Origin of the sequence: Streptomyces sp. AP-93, assembly GCF_022808175.1 — a bacterium.
Taxonomy (GTDB): Bacteria; Actinomycetota; Actinomycetes; order Streptomycetales; family Streptomycetaceae; genus Streptomyces.
Window position 1 is genome coordinate 65026 of record NZ_JALGBX010000008.1, and the last position, 15766, is coordinate 80791.

14 protein-coding genes and 1 pseudogene are annotated in these 15766 nt (G+C 73.2%); 8 read left to right on the top strand and 7 right to left on the bottom strand.

What is annotated here, in order from left to right:
* Positions 1–302: 302 nt before the first annotated feature.
* Positions 303–935, bottom strand: coding sequence for a TetR/AcrR family transcriptional regulator (locus tag MTF69_RS15330; RefSeq protein WP_243334695.1), 633 nt, complete (start codon positions 933–935; stop codon positions 303–305).
* Positions 936–992: 57 nt separating this feature from the next.
* Between MTF69_RS15330 and MTF69_RS15335 the strand changes: the two genes are divergently transcribed.
* A complete protein-coding gene (locus tag MTF69_RS15335; protein ID WP_243334697.1) occupies positions 993–1916 on the top strand; it encodes an alpha/beta fold hydrolase in 924 nt (307 codons plus the stop codon).
* A gap of 69 nt (positions 1917–1985) precedes the next feature.
* Here MTF69_RS15335 and MTF69_RS15340 read toward each other — a convergent pair whose 3' ends face one another.
* Entirely contained in the window at positions 1986–2681 is a 696-nt protein-coding gene (locus MTF69_RS15340) for a TerB family tellurite resistance protein (RefSeq protein ID WP_243334707.1), read from the bottom strand.
* A 206-nt stretch (positions 2682–2887) separates the two neighbouring features.
* Between MTF69_RS15340 and MTF69_RS15345 the strand changes: the two genes are divergently transcribed.
* Entirely contained in the window at positions 2888–3478 is a 591-nt protein-coding gene (locus tag MTF69_RS15345; protein ID WP_243334708.1) for an SDR family NAD(P)-dependent oxidoreductase, read from the top strand.
* 114 nt (positions 3479–3592) lie between these two features.
* Here MTF69_RS15345 and leuA read toward each other — a convergent pair whose 3' ends face one another.
* The gene (gene leuA / locus MTF69_RS15350) at positions 3593–5356 is read right to left on the bottom strand and encodes a 2-isopropylmalate synthase (RefSeq protein ID WP_243334710.1); all 1764 of its coding nucleotides are present in this window, start codon (positions 5354–5356) and stop codon (positions 3593–3595) included.
* 376 nt (positions 5357–5732) lie between these two features.
* On the opposite strand from leuA, the gene MTF69_RS15355 reads away from it, so the two are divergent.
* The 5 genes from MTF69_RS15355 to MTF69_RS15375 all read left to right on the top strand — a co-directional run bounded on the left by MTF69_RS15355 (position 5733) and on the right by MTF69_RS15375 (position 9431).
* The gene (locus MTF69_RS15355) at positions 5733–6788 is read left to right on the top strand and encodes a M4 family metallopeptidase (RefSeq protein ID WP_243334712.1); all 1056 of its coding nucleotides are present in this window, start codon (positions 5733–5735) and stop codon (positions 6786–6788) included.
* A 24-nt stretch (positions 6789–6812) separates the two neighbouring features.
* On the top strand, positions 6813–7082 hold the full coding sequence (locus MTF69_RS15360) for a protealysin inhibitor emfourin (protein ID WP_243334714.1): 270 nt from the start codon (positions 6813–6815) through the stop codon (positions 7080–7082).
* Between the two features lie 44 nt (positions 7083–7126).
* Positions 7127–7948, top strand: a complete 822-nt coding sequence (locus MTF69_RS15365; protein WP_243334716.1) for a GNAT family N-acetyltransferase — start codon at positions 7127–7129, stop codon at positions 7946–7948.
* A gap of 13 nt (positions 7949–7961) precedes the next feature.
* On the top strand, positions 7962–8633 hold the full coding sequence (locus MTF69_RS15370; RefSeq protein ID WP_243334718.1) for an SMI1/KNR4 family protein: 672 nt from the start codon (positions 7962–7964) through the stop codon (positions 8631–8633).
* Positions 8634–8747: 114 nt separating this feature from the next.
* Complete coding sequence (locus tag MTF69_RS15375) at positions 8748–9431, top strand: cyclopropane-fatty-acyl-phospholipid synthase family protein (RefSeq protein ID WP_243334719.1); 684 nt, start codon at positions 8748–8750, stop codon at positions 9429–9431.
* A gap of 105 nt (positions 9432–9536) precedes the next feature.
* Here the strand turns inward: MTF69_RS15375 and era are convergent, their stop codons facing one another.
* The 4 genes and pseudogenes from era to MTF69_RS15395 all read right to left on the bottom strand — a co-directional run bounded on the left by era (position 9537) and on the right by MTF69_RS15395 (position 14332).
* Entirely contained in the window at positions 9537–10487 is a 951-nt protein-coding gene (era, locus tag MTF69_RS15380) for a GTPase Era (protein WP_374213701.1), read from the bottom strand.
* Between the two features lie 519 nt (positions 10488–11006).
* A pseudogene (locus MTF69_RS15385) lies at positions 11007–11552 on the bottom strand (WxL protein peptidoglycan domain-containing protein); the annotation flags it as partial.
* Positions 11553–11731: 179 nt separating this feature from the next.
* Positions 11732–13147 carry a WxL domain-containing protein gene (locus tag MTF69_RS15390; protein ID WP_243334721.1) on the bottom strand — a complete coding sequence of 472 codons (1416 nt, stop codon included), beginning with the start codon at positions 13145–13147 and terminating at the stop codon, positions 11732–11734.
* 144 nt (positions 13148–13291) lie between these two features.
* Positions 13292–14332 carry a GlxA family transcriptional regulator gene (locus MTF69_RS15395; RefSeq protein ID WP_243334723.1) on the bottom strand — a complete coding sequence of 347 codons (1041 nt, stop codon included), beginning with the start codon at positions 14330–14332 and terminating at the stop codon, positions 13292–13294.
* Between the two features lie 71 nt (positions 14333–14403).
* Here MTF69_RS15395 and MTF69_RS15400 point away from each other — a divergent pair, with 71 nt between their 5' ends.
* Positions 14404–15747 (top strand): MFS transporter, encoded by a 1344-nt coding sequence (locus tag MTF69_RS15400; protein WP_374323099.1) that lies wholly within the window; start codon positions 14404–14406, stop codon positions 15745–15747.
* Positions 15748–15766 lie beyond the last annotated feature (19 nt).

The following is a 15766-nucleotide window of genomic DNA, read 5'->3' on the forward strand; positions in this document are numbered from 1 at the left end:
TCGGCTTCTACAAAATGTTGACCCGGGGGCCTGCTGGCTCTGGAGGTTTCTCCAGTGGTGGAGACCCCCCGATTCGGCTATGGCCAACACTTCGCGGAACACCGGCTTCCCGCTGCGCGAACGCGAAGGCCCCACCCGGTGACGTGCGGGTTAACACTCCACGAGCCGTTCGGCCACGCAAAGAAGAAGACGCCCCTCCGTCCGTCCACCTCGGAGAAACACCCCATACGGATGGCAGGCCTCCGCGGTTCACAGCGCGCGGAAGGATCTCCGAATCGAGGGTGCGAGGCCCGATCGTTATCTCAGGATGTGCCGCTTTCGCCCACACCGTGAGACGCGGCCGCGCCCGAAACCTCCAGCGCGGCCGAAACGATCGCCTGCGCCGCCGTCGCCGCGGCGAGCACCGGATCCGTCCGGCGGTGGGCGCGGCCCAGCATGAAGGCGCCTTCCAGCAGCGCGATCACCGAGCCCGCCGTGTCGTGCGCGGCTCCGATGCCGTGGCCGGCGTAGTACGCGGCCAGCGCGTCGGTCCAGGAAGCGAAGATCTCGGAGGTGGTCAGGCGCAGCCCCTCGTGGGTGCTCGCCACCTCCAGCGCGACCGTGGCGACGGGGCAGGGGTCGGCGAAGTCCAGCTCCTCCAGCGTCACGGCCGCGCCCGTGAAGGCGTCCCGCGTCGCCAGGACGGGGTCGTCGTGATGATCGGCACCCGGCCCGAAGAGCTCGCCGATCAGTGCCAGATAGGTCGCACCGGAGGTCCGCAGGACCTCCTCCCCCAGCTGGGCCTTGCCCCCCGGGAAGAAGTGGTAGGCGGACCCGTAGGGCGCCTGCGCCGTCGCCACGATCTGCTTCATGCCCGTGGCCGCGTACCCCTGGCGGCGGAAGAGCTCGGTCGCCGCGCCCAGGATGCGTGCTCGTGTATCGCCTGTCGTCGTCATCGCGGCTATTCTCTCACTAGATCGGTCTATCTAGTGGATTCGACCAGGGGGAACCGCATGCTCTCCATCGCGCTCAGCTCCGGCACCATCGAGTACACCGACACCGACGCCGACACCGACGCCGGCCCGGACTCCGGCACCGGCCCGTACGCCGACGGCCACACGGGCACCGGTCCCGCCCGCGAGACGCTCGTCCTCGTCCCCGGCCTCGGCTTCGACGCCTCCGTCTGGCAGCCCGTCGTCGACGAACTGCGCCCCGACTTCCGCGTCCTCGTCCCACTCCTCCCCCTCGGCGGCCACCGCCTGCCCATGGACCCCGACGCCGACCTCTCCGCCCACGGGATCGCGGGCCTCCTCGGCGAGTTCCTCGACCGCCTCGACCTGCGCGAGGTCACCCTCGTCCAGAACGACGCGGGCATCGCCCAGCTCCTCGTGGGCGTGAACGACAAGCGGATCGCACGCCTGGTCCTCGCCTCCTGCGAGGCCCTCGACAACTACCCGCCGGGCCTCCAGGGCAAGGCCCTGCACACCGCGAGCAAGATCCCCGGAGCGCTCCACCTGCTCCTGCGGTCCTTCCGCTCGCCCTTCCTCGCCGGGATGCGGACCTCCCTCGGCGGCATGGCCAAGCGGCCGATCCCGCACGATCTGGTCCTGCGCTGGTACGGCCCGCTGCTCACCGACCCGGCGATCCGCCGCGACCTGGGCGCGTTCCTGCGGGCCACCCGCAAGGACACCTACGTCGAGGCCGCCGAGCGGCTGCGCTCCTTCGACCGCCCCGCCCTCGTCCTCTGGGGCGCGGAGGACCGGATGATGCCGCCGCGGACCGGTCGCCGGCTCGCCGAACTGCTTCCGCACGGCGCGTACGAGGAGGTCCCGGACGCCCGCACGCTGATCCCGTTCGACAACCCGCGGGGGCTGTGCGAGGCCCTGCGCCGCTTCATCGCGGCGCACCCCGCCCCGGTGGCGCGGGGCACCGCCTGAGGCCGCGGGGGCCTCGCAGGGGGCCGCCCGTACGAGACCCGGGCCCTACGCCCGTACGAGACCCGGGCCCTACGGCGCCCGGACCGCCGACAGCAGCCGCGCGACCTCGTCCGCGTCGATGCGCAGCGCCGCGCCCACGGTCGCCAGCACCTCGCGCTCCGCGGGGATGTACGGGCCGTCCGCCAGCGCGACGCGCGCACCCTGCAGCAGGATCGATTCGCGGCCCGGGCCGGCCAGGTGCGGGGCCAGCGGCTCCAGGGCCTCGTGCAGCTCGATCGAGAGCGCGGCGCCGTAGCAGTCGGGGCCGTCGTAGAGCCCGAGCCGTCCCTCCTCGGCGGCCAGCCCGTCGACGAGGGACTCCAGCTGCTCCTCGGTGCAGTCCTGGAACCCGGCGGACCGTACGGCGCCCACGGCGGCCTCCAGCGCGCTGCGGGACGCGGTCCCGCCGGCGGCCAGTACGGCCAGGGTCACGGTGTGCACGGCGTCGCGCAGCAGCGTGGAGAAGCGGGTGGTGGTGAGGTGGTCCAGGACCTCGGTGCCGAAGCGCTCGCGGCAGCCCTGGCACTCGACGACGGGGCCCGCCTGCCCGCGGGGCAGCAGCGGCACGCCGAGGACGGTGAAGCGGCGGCGCCCCGTGCGCCGGCGGTAGTTGCGGTCGCCACCGCAGTCGGGGCAGAAGAACTCCCCGTCCCCCACGGTGCTCCAGGTGGTGCGGATACCCCAGACCGTCAGCTTCCGGCCGTCCCCACCCCGAACTGGCAGCACGTCGCACCTCCGTCACCTTCCGGCAACATCGCCGGGTTGGCGTGATGTTAGCCACATCGGTGAGGATGCGTCAGCCGTGTGACAAGACAACATCGTGCGCCCTCCGTACTTGGCCGATCTGCGCCCCTGCCCGCGGGCGGCCCCGCACCCGGCCCCACCTGCGCGCCCGTCCCCGCGACCGCCCCGGCTTCCCTACTCTCGCCCCCTTGAACGAGAAGTCTTGTCTGGTGACCGGCGCCGCGAGCGGCATCGGCCGGGCCACCGCCCTGCTGCTGGCCCGCTCCGGGGCCCTGGTGACCGCGTCCGACGTCAACGGTCCCGGCCTGGACGCCCTGCGCGCACGGCTGGCCGGTGAGGGGCACGAGGTCACCGTGGTGACCGGTGACGTGTCCGATCCACAGGCCAACCGCGCGATGGTGGAGGCCGCGGTCGGCGCGTACGGGCGGCTCGACGTCGCCGTGGCGAACGCCGGGGTGCTCCCTCTTTCGGATGTACGGGAGACCAGCCCGGAGGACTGGGACCGCGTCATGGCCATCGACGGCCGGGGCATGTTCCTGACCTGCAAGTACGCCATCGAGGCGATGACCGCGCAGCCGCGGCCCGGCGGGGCGCTGGTCTGCGTGTCCTCGATCTCGGGGTGGCCGGAGTACCTCGAGGAGATCACGGCGGCCCACCCGATGGGCCGGCTCGGCGAACCGGAGGAGGTGGCCCGCGTCATCGCCTTCCTGGCCTCGGACGCGGCCTCGTTCGTGACGGGCGTCGTCCTGCCGGTGGACGGCGGCTACCTGGCCCGCTGAGGCCCCCGGGAACGGCGGAACCCCGCCCCTCCGGGAGGAGGAGCGGGGTTCACGGACGAACTGGGTTCACGGACGAACTGGGTTCACGGACGAGCTGGGCCCACGGACGAGCGGTCAGCGGCCCGCGCGGTTGACGGCGGAGATGACCGCCTTCAGGGAGGCGCGGGTGGTGTTCGCGTCGATGCCGATGCCCCACAGGACGCGGCCGTCGATCGCGCACTCGATGTACGAGGCGGCGACGGCGGAGGCGCCCTCGCTCATCGTGTGCTCGGTGTAGTCCAGCAGGCGGGCGTCGATGCCGATGGCGGCCAGCGCGTCGAAGAAGGCGGAGATCGGGCCGTTGCCGGTGCCGTTCAGCACGGCCTCGGCGCCGTCCACGACCGCCTCGACGGTCAGCGTGTCAGTGCCGTCCTTGTCGGTGGCCGTCGAGCCGGAGCGCAGCTGGATGCGACCCCACGGGTTCTCGGGGTTGGGCAGGTACTCGTCCTGGAAGACGTCCCAGATCGCCTTCGGGGTGACCTCGCCGCCCTCGGAGTCGGTCTTGGCCTGGATGATGCGGGAGAACTCGATCTGCATGCGGCGCGGCAGGTCCAGCTTGTGGTCGTTCTTCAGGACGTACGCGATGCCGCCCTTGCCGGACTGCGAGTTGACCCGGATGACCGCCTCGTAGGAGCGGCCGACGTCCTTCGGGTCGATCGGCAGGTACGGGACGGCCCACTCGATGTCGTCCACCGTCTTGCCCTGGGCGGCCGCGTCGGCCTCCATGGCGTCGAAGCCCTTCTTGATGGCGTCCTGGTGGGAGCCGGAGAAGGCGGTGTAGACCAGATCGCCCGCGTAGGGGTGGCGCGGGTGTACTTCCATCTGGTTGCAGTACTCGCTCGTGCGACGGATCTCGTCGATCTGCGAGAAGTCGATCTGCGGGTCGATGCCCTGGGAGAACAGGTTCATGCCCAGCGTGATCAGGTCGACGTTGCCGGTGCGCTCGCCCTGGCCGAACAGGCAGCCCTCGATGCGGTCGGCGCCGGCCATCAGGGCGAGCTCGGCGGCCGCCACGGCGGTGCCGCGGTCGTTGTGCGGGTGCACGGAGATGCAGATGTGCGCGCGGCGGGTCAGGTTGCGGGCCATCCACTCGAAGCGGTCCGCGTGGGTGGAGGGCGTGGAGCGCTCCACGGTGGCGGGCAGGTTCAGGATGATCTCGCGGCCCTCGGCCGGCTGCCAGACGTCGCAGACCGCCTCGCAGACCTCGAGGGCGAAGTCCAGCTCGGTGTCGGTGAAGATCTCCGGGCTGTACTGGTAGCCGAAGACGGTGTCGGAGCCCAGCAGCTTTTCGGCGTACTCCATGACCAGGCGGGTGCCGTCGACGGCGATCTGCTTGATCTGCTCCTTGGAGCCGCGGAAGACGACCCGGCGGAAGGTGGGCGCGGTCGCGTTGTACAGGTGCACGGTGGCGCGCTTGGCGCCGACCAGCGACTCCACGGTCCGCTCGATCAGGTCCTCGCGGGCCTGGGTCAGTACGGAGATGGTCACGTCGTCCGGGATCGCGCCCTCTTCGATGATGGAGCGCACGAAGTTGAAGTCGGTCTCACCGGAGGACGGGAAGCCGACCTCGATCTCCTTGTAGCCCATGCGCACCAGCAGGTCGAACATCTCGCGCTTGCGGGCGGGGGTCATCGGGTCGATCAGCGACTGGTTGCCGTCGCGCAGGTCCGTGGACAGCCAGCGGGGCGCCTTGGTGACGCGGGCCTCGGGCCAGGTGCGGTCGGGGATGTCCACCTGCTCGTACGAGCCGTACTTGTGGATGGGCATCCCGGAGGGCTTCTGGGTGTGGGTCGCGTTCGTGATGGGCGTGGGGCGACCGACAAAAGTGTGCTGGCTCATGACGTAGGGCTCCTCGCGTGTCCGCGTGTAGTTCGCTGGGACGGCCGACGGACGGTCGCAAAACCGCAACACCAAACTCCGCGGGGAGGGGGTCGGCCTACGACTACAGGCCCTCGCCGCGGCAGCTAAGGAGGAGCAGCCCGAAACGCATGATGGGCCGAGCCTAACCGAGCCGCCCCGTAATCCGGGACCTGTTTCAGTATGCAAGACCCGCAGGTCCGTTTTGCACCCTTTGTGAGCTAAGCCTCTTTGCCTCTTGTCCGCCCGGCCCGATGTCCGGTTGTTCCGTCAACGCGGCGCGAGCACTTTCAGACAACTGAATGAATCATGGTCGCCCCTAGTGACACAGCCATCACCCGCTGCCACATTGCCGGGCATGGATGCCTTCCTCACCCCCCGCCACCCCGTCTTCTGCACCGTGGTGCCGCCGCACCTCCTGGACAAGATCGCCCGCTCGGAGGACCCCGCCCGGGCCGCCGCCGCGCGGCGGACCCTCGAGCTGGACGCCTCCCACCGGGTCCGGCGCCTGATGGCGGTGCTCCCGCCCGCCGGGGAGACTCCGTCCGAGACCCCCGAGCGGACCATCTACGACGCGCAGCACCAGACCCGGCTGCCCGGCAAGAAGGTCCGCGGCGAGGGCGAGGACGCCGGCCAGGACGCCAGCGTCAACCGTGCCTATGCCGGGCTCGGGGCCACCTACGAGCTCTTCTTCAAGGCCTTCGGGCGCCGCTCCATCGACGACGCCGGGCTGCCGCTGGACGCCACCGTCCACTACGACCGGCTGTACAACAACGCCTTCTGGGACGGCAGCCAGATGGTGTTCGGCGACGGAGACGGGGACCTCTTCCTCGACTTCACCGTCTCCGTGGACGTCATCGGGCACGAGCTGGCCCACGGGGTCACCCAGTACACCGCCGACCTGGAGTACTACGGCCAGTCCGGCGCGCTCAACGAGTCCGTGTCCGACGTCTTCGGCTCCCTCATCAAGCAGTACTCCCTGGACCAGACGGCCGGGGACGCCGACTGGCTGATCGGCGCCGGACTCCTCGGGCCCTCGGTGGACAGCGGCTTCGCCCTGCGGTCGATGAAGGCGCCCGGGACGGCGTACGAGGACGACGAACTCGGCAAGGACCCGCAGCCCGCGACGATGGACGACTACGTCCGCACCTCCCGCGACAACGGCGGGGTGCACATCAACTCCGGCATCCCCAACCACGCCTTCTACCTCGTCGCGACCGAGCTCGGCGGCAAGGCCTGGGACCGGGCCGGACGGATCTGGTACGACACCCTGACCGGCGGGGAGCTGGGCCCGAAGGCGGACTTCGCCCGGTTCGCCGCCCTGACGACCGCCGCGGCCGTCACCCGGTACGGCGACGGCGGCGCGGAACACCAGGCGCTGCAGAAGGCGTGGTCGACCGTCGGCTTGGGCTAGCAGGCGTCGGGTAGAAGGGCGGTCATGCGGATTCAGGTGGTGCGGACGGGCGGCTTCGCGGGGATCGAGCGGCGGGGCGAGGTGGACACATCGGGCCTGCCCGACGAGGACGAGTGGCAGGCGCTGGCGCAGCTTGCCCTGCGGCCCGTCCCTCCGGGGCATTCGGCGGACCGGGTCCGGGACGGATTCTCGTACCGGATCACCGTTGACGGGCGGACGGTGCTCTGCCAGGACCCGAACCTCTCGGACGCACAGCGCTCGCTGATCTCCCGCGTCCTGAAAGAAGGTGCCTGATCAAAAGACGTGCTTGATCGCGGACCGCTTGCTTGGATGGCCGGATGATCACGAGTTCCGACGTCCTGCCCGAGCTTGAGCGCTACTACGACACGGCACCCAGGGCGGGCGGGGCGCGGGCCGAGGACTTCGGCCCGCTGACCCTCTTCGTCCAGGAGAGCGACGGCTGGCCGTACTACGCGCGGCCCGCGCTCGGCGCCGCCTCGGCCGGTGGCGTCTCGGTGGCCGACGTCGAGCGGGTACTGGCCCGGCAGCGCGAGCTGCGGATCCCCGAGGCCTTCGAGTGGGTGGCCGAAACCACCCCCTCCCTGCGGGCCGCCGCCGAGGCCGCCGGGCTGACCGTCCACGCGCACCCGCTGATGGTGCTCGACCCCGCGGCGGTACGGCCCCCCGCACATCCGGACGTACGCGTGTTCGGCGCGGCCGACCCGCTGCTGCGCCCGGCGGTGACGGTGCCGATGCTGGCCTTCGCCGCGCCCGGCACGGCGGTGGGCGAGGCGGGCCCCGCGGAGCTCGCGATCGCGGAGCAGGACCCGGCCTCGGAGGGCCGCAGGCTCCGCGTCGCGGGGATGATCGAGTCGGGCCGCACCGCCCTGGCGGCGGCCGTGCGCGACGGCGTGGTCCTGTGCTCCGGCCAGTACATCCCGGTCGGCGACGTCGCCGAGGTCGTCGGTGTCGGCACCCTCCCCTCGGCCCGCCGCCAGGGCCTGGCCCTCGCGGTGACGGCGGCCCTGGTCGCCGACGCCCTGGCCCGCGGAGCCCGCACGGTCTTCCTGTCGGCGGGCGACGAAGACGTGGCCCGCCTCTACACCCGCCTCGGCTTCCGCTCCGTGGGCACGGCCCTGATCGCGGACCGGCCGCTGTGATCGGCCGGCTGCTGTGATCGGCCGGCTGCTGATCGGCGGGCTGCCGGCCCGCCGCCGCACGCGGTCGCGGGCCCCGGGGTGGCCCACCGCGCCACCGCCGCCGGATCACCCCCCGCTGACCGGCGCCGAGGTGGCGGAGGCGGAGCGGGAGCTCGGCATCCGCTTCCCGCCCGCGTACCGCTCGTACCTCCTCGACGTGAGCGCGGGCGGCCTGCTGCACCGGCTGGAGCGGGGTCCGGCCGGCTGGTGGTGGGCGGGGAACCCCGACACGAGGCGGGATCTGCTGCCCGCGCCCTTCCCGCACCCTGATTCCTACGTCGAGGCGGATGCGGCGCTGTGGGACCGGTTCCCCCGCGAGGGGGACTTCCCCGACGAGGCCGCCTGCCGGACGGCCCGGCAGGCCTGGGCCGAGGCCGAGGCCGACGGGTTCGAGGACCGCAAGACGGCCGGCTCCGTGGTGCTGCAGGACAACGGCTGCGGCTTCTCCACGCTGCTCGCGCTGACGGGGCCGCTGGCCGGGACGGTGTGGTGGGACGGCCGGGCCACCTGCGGGCTGATCGTGCCGCTGTCGCCCGACCACCCGGGCGGCGCGCCCCCGCTGTCCTTCGGGCAGTGGCGGGAGCTCGGCCTGCGCGACCTCTCGCACCTGTTGCCGCCCGACTGGGGGCGTCCCGCGCAACTCTGAGCCCGTTCTTTTGCGGGTTGCGGAAACGGCAAGGTCGCTTGGCCGGGGCCGCGGTCCGGGCGGAGCATCGAAGGCGCGGGCACCCGTACCCGTACCGACCGGAAAGAGGCCGACATGGCGCACGCGCACGACCACGCCCCCCACTCCCCCCACTCCCCCGAGAGCGACTTGGAGGGCGACTTCGCGGGCGAGGAGTTCTGGGACTCCCGCTACCGCGAGAGCGAAAGGATCTGGAGCGGCGACGCCAACGCCGTACTGGCACGGGAGGCCGCCCCGCTCGCTCCCGGCCGGGCCCTGGACCTCGGCTGCGGCGAGGGCGGCGACGCCGTGTGGCTCGCGCGGCAGGGCTGGTACGTCACCGGGACGGACATCTCCGGGGTCGCCCTGGAGCGGGCGGCGGCCCACGCCGCCGACGCCGGGGTCGCGGACCGCACCGCCTGGGAGCGGCACGACCTCGCGGAGTCCTTCCCGGCCGGGGAGTACGACCTGGTCTCCGCGTGCTTCCTGCACACCTTCGGGGAGTTCCCGCGCGAGCGGATCCTGCGCCGGGCCGCCGCGGCCGTGGCCCCCGGCGGGATCCTGCTCGTCGTCGGCCACGCGGGCTGGGCGTCCTGGCAGGAGGACCGCCCGGAGGTGGACTTCCCGACCCCGGACGGGGTCCTCGCCCAGCTGGAACTGGAGGCCGGCGCCTGGGAGGTGCTGCTGGCGGAGGAACACGTACGGGTCCAGAACCAACCTGACGGCCGGCCCGGGACCCGTACGGACAACGCGGTGAAGGTGCGGCGGCGCTCCTCTTGATGCGCCCCTCGCACCGGTCGGCCCTCGCGGGCCTCCCGGGCTTCGGGGCGCTGCGCCGGACTCCGTCCGCCGAAGGGGCCTTGCCCGATCCGGACGGGACGGTGGCTAGAACCCCAGCTTGCGCAGCTGCTTGGGGTCGCGCTGCCAGTCCTTGGCGACCTTCACGTGCAGGTCGAGGAAGACCGGGGTGCCGAGCAGCGCCTCGATGTGCTTGCGCGACTTCATCCCGACCTCCTTCAGGCGGGCGCCCTTCGGGCCGATGATGATGCCCTTCTGGCTCGGCCGCTCGATGTAGAGGTTGGCGTGGATGTCCAGCAGGGGACGGTCCGCCGGGCGGTTCTCCCGGGGGATCATCTCCTCGACGACCACGGCGATGGAGTGCGGGAGCTCGTCCCGTACGCCTTCGAGCGCGGCCTCGCGGATCAGCTCCGCGACCATCACCATCTCGGGCTCGTCGGTGAGGTCGCCCTCCGGGTACAGCGGCGGGCTCTTCGGCAGCATCGGCGCGATCAGGTCCGCCAGCAGCTGGACCTGGGTGTCGCCGACCGCCGAGACCGGGACGATCTCGGCCCACTCGAAGCCCAGCTCCTCCGCGAGCTGGTGCACGGCGATGAGCTGCTCGCCCACCACCTTGGACTCGACGAGGTCGGTCTTGGTGATGATGGCGATCTTGGGGGTCTTCTTGATCCCCGCGAGCTCCTTGACGATGAACTTGTCACCGGGGCCGAGCTTCTGGTCCGCGGGCAGGCAGAAGCCGATCACGTCGACCTCGGACCAGGTCGCGCGCACGACGTCGTTCAGCCGCTCGCCGAGCAGCGTGCGCGGCTTGTGGAGGCCGGGCGTGTCGACCAGGACGAGCTGGGCGTCGGGGCGGTGCACGATGCCGCGGACCGTGTGGCGGGTGGTCTGCGGCCGGTTGGAGGTGATCGCGACCTTGGTACCCACGAGCGCGTTGGTCAGGGTCGACTTCCCCGCGTTGGGACGGCCGACGAAGCATGCGAAACCCGCACGGTGCGGGCTGGTGGTCTCGGGGGAACGATCGCTCATACGGGCCATTCTCCCCGATGCGGCTCCCAGCGCCGACCAGGCCGCCGCCACGAGGGCGAGAGCGGCCGCCAGCAGACCGTTCAGGGCGGGGTGCGCGGCGTGTCCGGCGGCGGCCCGGGCGGCCGCGCCGTCGGCCCGCGCCACCACCGCGACCTCGGCCCATTCCAGGGCGGGCGCCTCCGCCCAGCGCGCGGTGAGCCGGACCCGCTGCCCGGGCAGCAGCTCGGCGGGCAGGCCGGTGAGGGGGCGGGAGAGGAGGCCCCGGCCCAGCGCCCCGGAGGCGGTCAGGGTGGCGCGGGGGCGCAGGGTGACGTTTCCGAGGTTGTGGAGCGTGTACGAGATCTCCGCGCCGGCGGCGCCGCCGCGGTCGGTGCGGAGGTCCTCGACGGCCAGGGCGGGGGCGGTGGGACCGGTGACCCTGAGGTAGAGGCGGGCGGCGACGGCCTGCTGGATCCCTATCCCCTGTTGTCTGGCGATGCCCTGACCGGCGGCGGCCGGCCGGTCCTCCAGGGCGACGACGGCTCCGGGGTGGTCCCCCGGTTCGGCCCGGTCGGGGACGGTGAGGGTGAAGCCGACGTCGACCGCCGTCTTCGCCGGGACGGTGATCCGATCCCGCGCCAGGGCCGTCCAGGCACCCGTGGCGGTGCGCGGCTCCTCGGGCCCGCGCAGGGCGAAGCCGCCGTCGCGGGCGGTGTTGTAGGCGTCGGCGGCGTAGAGGCGGAAGGTGCGGGGCCGGTCGGTGCGGTTGGCGATGGTGACGGAGTCGGTGACGGCCTGGCCGGGGGCCGCGGCGAGGTAGAAGTACGGGCGCTGCCCGAGCGTGTTGGCGGCGGGCAGGACGGACCACTGCCCGTTGTCGGCGGCGGCGGCGGGTCCGGCTCCGCCGAGCAGCCCGATCCCTGCCAACACGGCGGCGACCGCGGCCGTGGCCAGGCGCCGCCGCACCCGCGCGGCCAGTGCCGCTACCGCGGCTGCCCCTCTCCCCACCCCGCCCTTCCCCCGTTCCCCGGGGCTCCGCCCCGGACCCCGCTCCTCAAACGCCGGAGGGGCTGGATTTTCGCCGGCGTCAGCCATATTCGGCCTCGCCGGCGTTTGAGGCGCGGGGTCCGGGGCGGAGCCCCAGGGGGGTCCGGGCAGCGCCCGGGGAACGGGCGAAGGGCGGGGAGGGGACTTCGCTCCGCGCAGCGGCAAGGGTCGCTGCGGGGACTTCGCTCCGCGCAGCGGCACAGGGGTGGCGGAGAGGCCGGGCCGGGTCACGACAGGGTCAGCGTCAGCACCGCCGTGTAGGCGCCCGGCGGGGTGTACGGGGGCACCTGGAGGGTGACGGCCGCGTCGACGGTGAAGGTGCCGCCGACGAGCGCGGCGTCACCGGTGGAGGCCAGGACCGCCCCGTCCGGCCCGACGGTGCCCGCGCTGCCCGGCGTACACGCGCTGGGGCTGCCGGGCGCGGCCGCGCACTCCGGGGTCCAGTTCAGGGAGGCGCCGGGGATGCGGACCCCGCCGGAGCCGGTGAAATCGGTGACCTTGCCGATCAGGGACCACCCGGCCGGCCCGCCGCGGGCGTCCTTGACGGTGACCGTGCCGATCCGCCCGGCCGCCGCTCCGCCGTCCCCGTACGGGACGGCGGCCAGGGTCACGGCGTCGCCCTCCTGGGTCATGCCGAGCTCGCCCTGCTCCACGACCGCCGTGATCGTCTGGCTGCCCGGCGGCAGCGGGGTCGCGGCGATCACCGTGTACGCGGACGGGCCGGAGCCCCGCTCCGGAGTCCACACCTCGCCCTCGTACGCCACGACGGCGGTGGTCGCCCGGTCCGTGACCGCCAGCTCCGCGAGGACCACGCCCAGCTCGTCGGCCTTCGCCGTGACCCGGTCGGCGGTCTGCGCCGTGCCCGTCCGGCCGGCCACGGTGACCTCCGCGCCGGGGACGAAGCCGGCTCCGGTGACCTTGACCCGGGCCCCCGGGGCTCCCGCGGCGGTACCGAGCGCGACGGCGCGCAGGTTGGCCGTCGGCAGCGGGCTCGCGGTGATCCGCTGTGCGACCGGCGGCCCGGCCGGCACCGGCACCGTGGAGGGAGACGGGGACGGGGACACCGGCGACGGCGCCGCAGACGCCGACCCGGAGGCCGACGCGGAGGGCTTTGCGGAGGGCGCCGGGTCCGGTCCCGGGGCCGCACTCCCGGAGGCGGCGGCGCAGACGGTGTCCAGTTCGAGCAGGTGGCCGGTGTGCAGGGTGTAGCCGCCCGGGGCCAGGGTGATCTCACCGGGGGCCGTGACGGTGAAGGTGCCGGTCATGGTGACGGCGGGCAGCGCGCCGCCCGCCTCGACGGGATCGTTGCGCTTGGCCCCGACGACCGTGACCTCGCCCTGCTGCACGCCCCCGAGCACGATCCGCCCGGTCGGGGTGAGGACGTCGGCGGGCAGGCCGACGGAGAGCGGGTTCACGGCGGGGGTCCGCGTCACCTGGTAGGTGACGGTGACGGTGTCGCCCACGCGCGGCGTGGAGTCGTCGACGGTGATCCGGGCGGTGGTGGGCCCGTCGGCCGGTGGCAGTCCGGCTTCCTGCGGCGGCAGGCAGTGCGTGGGGAACTCGACCTGCCCGGAAGGCGTCTCCCCCTCCGCGGCGGCGGGCGCGCTCAGCGCGCCCCCGGTCGCGGCGGCCAGGACCGCCATGCCGACGGCCGCCGACCACCCTCTGTGCCGCGCCGTTGTCCGCGCCGCCGTTCGCGCCGTCGTTCGCGCCGAAGTCCGCACTGACCGCCCCCTGGGATCCCGTACCCCGCCAGGGGGCCATTCACGAGCGGGCGGGGGGATAAGTCAATGCACGGACCCGGCAGCAACTGATGTCCCATCAGGAGATGGCAGGGTGGCGCCCGGTGCGGCGTCGCGGAAGGTCCGCCGGTAGGCCGTCGGGCTCACGCCGAGTGCCGCCTGGACGTGTTTGCGCAGGGACTGCGCGGTCCCGAAGCCCGCCTCCCGGGCGACGTGTTCCATCGGCAGGTCGGTCTGCTCGAGCAGCGCGCGGGCCCGGTCCACCCGCTGCCCGACGATCCATTCGCCCGGGCTGAGCCCCGACTCCTCGCGGAACCTGCGCGTGAAGGTCCGTACCGACATCGCCTCCTGCCGGGCCAGGTCGGTCAGCCGCAGCGGTTCGTGCAGCCGGTCCAGCACCCAGGCGCGGGCCGCGGTGGTGGCCGACCGCTGCGACTGCGGCACCGGGCGCTCGATGAACTGGGCCTGTCCGCCCTCGCGGTGCGGCGGTACGACGGTGTACCGGGCGGTGTGGTTGGCGACGGCCGCGCCGTGGTCGCGGCGCACGATGTGCAGGCACAGGTCGATCCCGGCGGCGACTCCGGCGGAGGTGAGCACGTCCCCGTCGTCGGTGTAGAGCACGCCCGGGTCGACCAGGACGGCCGGGAAGGTCTGCTGGAAGTGCCCGGCGGCGGACCAGTGGGTGGTGGCCCGGCGGCCGTCCAGGTACCCGGCGGCGGCCAGCACGTAGCCGCCCGTGCAGATGGAGACGAGCCGGGTGCCGGGCCTGATGTGCGCGAGGGCGGCGGCCAGTTCGGGGGTGAGCCGGCCCTCGTCGTGGACCGGGCCCAGCTCGTAGGAGGCGGGGACGACCACCGTGTCGGCCGTGGCCAGCAGTTCGGGGCCGTGCTCGACGTGGATGTCGAAGTCGGCGTCCGTGGGGACCCGGCCGGGGGCGAGCCCGCAGGTGAGGATCTCGTACAGCGGCCGCCCGGCGGGATCCTCCGCCCGCCCGAAGATCCGGTGCGGGATCCCGAGCTCGAAGGGCAGCAGACCGGCGAGGGCGAGTACGACAACACGGTGGACACGGTGCGCGCGAGTCTCCATGGCCCGATCATATCGAAGGGTGTCGGTCAGGCCGCTGTCGTACGGATCCCCGGCGGCCGGAAACTGTCGACGTGACGCAGACAGACCCGGGCCCCGGCCCCTCCCCCGCACCGACGCCCGCCTCCGGGACCGGCTCCCCCGCCGACGCGCCCGTGCCGCCCCGGCCTCCGCACCGCATCCACCGCGCCTGGTTCGTCGCGGCCGTCGCCTTCGTGACGATCATCGGCGCCGCAGGCTTCGCCTCGCTCCCCGGTCTGCTCATCGAGCCGCTGCACGAGGAGTTCGACTGGTCGCGCGGCACGATCGGCCTCGCCGTCTCCGTGAACCTCGCGCTGTACGGGATCACCGCGCCGTTCGCCGCCGCGCTGATGGACCGCTTCGGCATCCGCAGGGTCGTCGCCCTCGCGCTGACCGTCATAGCCGGCGGCTCGCTGGCCACCGTGTGGATGACCACCTCCTGGCAACTGATCCTGTACTGGGGCGTCCTGGTCGGCCTGGGCAGCGGCTCGATGGCCCTGGCCTTCGCCGCGACCGTGACCAACCGCTGGTTCACCGCCCGGCGCGGCCTGGTCACCGGCATCCTGACCGCCGCCGGGGCCTCCGGACAGCTGATCTTCCTGCCGCTGCTGGCCTGGCTGGTCGAGAACCACGGCTGGCGCCCGGCGGCTGTCACCGTCTCGCTGGCGGCCCTGGCCGTCGTGCCCTTCGTCTGGCTGCTGCTGCGCGACCACCCGGCGGACATCGGGACCACCCCGTACGGGGGCGAGTACACCGCCAAGCCCGCCCCCGTCCCCGGCGCCGCCCGCCGGGCCGTGGGCGTCCTGGCCAAGGCGGCCCGGACCGGCCCCTTCTGGCTGCTGGCGGGCACCTTCGCGATCTGCGGGGCCTCGACCAACGGGCTGGTGAAGACCCACTTCGTCCCGTCGGCCCACGACCACGGCATGCCGGTGACGGCGGCGGCCGGACTCCTCGCCGTGATCGGCGTGTTCGACATCATCGGCACGGTGTTCTCCGGCTGGCTGACGGACCGCTTCGAATCCCGCCGCCTCCTCGCCGTCTACTACGCCCTGCGCGGGGTCTCGCTGCTCTTCCTCCCGATGCTGCTGGCCCCGACCGTCCACCCGCCGATGATCTTCTTCATCGTCTTCTACGGCCTGGACTGGGTCGCGACGGTCCCGCCGACGATCGCGCTGTGCCGCGAGCACTACGGCGAGGACGGCGCCATCGTCTTCGGCTGGGTCCTGGCCTCGCACCAGATCGGCGCGGCGGTGGTGGCCTTCCTCGGCGGCGTGGCCCGCGACGCCTTCGGCTCGTACGACCCGGTCTGGTACGCCTCGGGCGCCCTGTGCGCGATGGCCGCCCTGATGGCGATGGTCATCCGCCGCCGGACCCCTGCCGAGGCCGTCACGGCCTGACGGCCCGCCCCACGGGCAG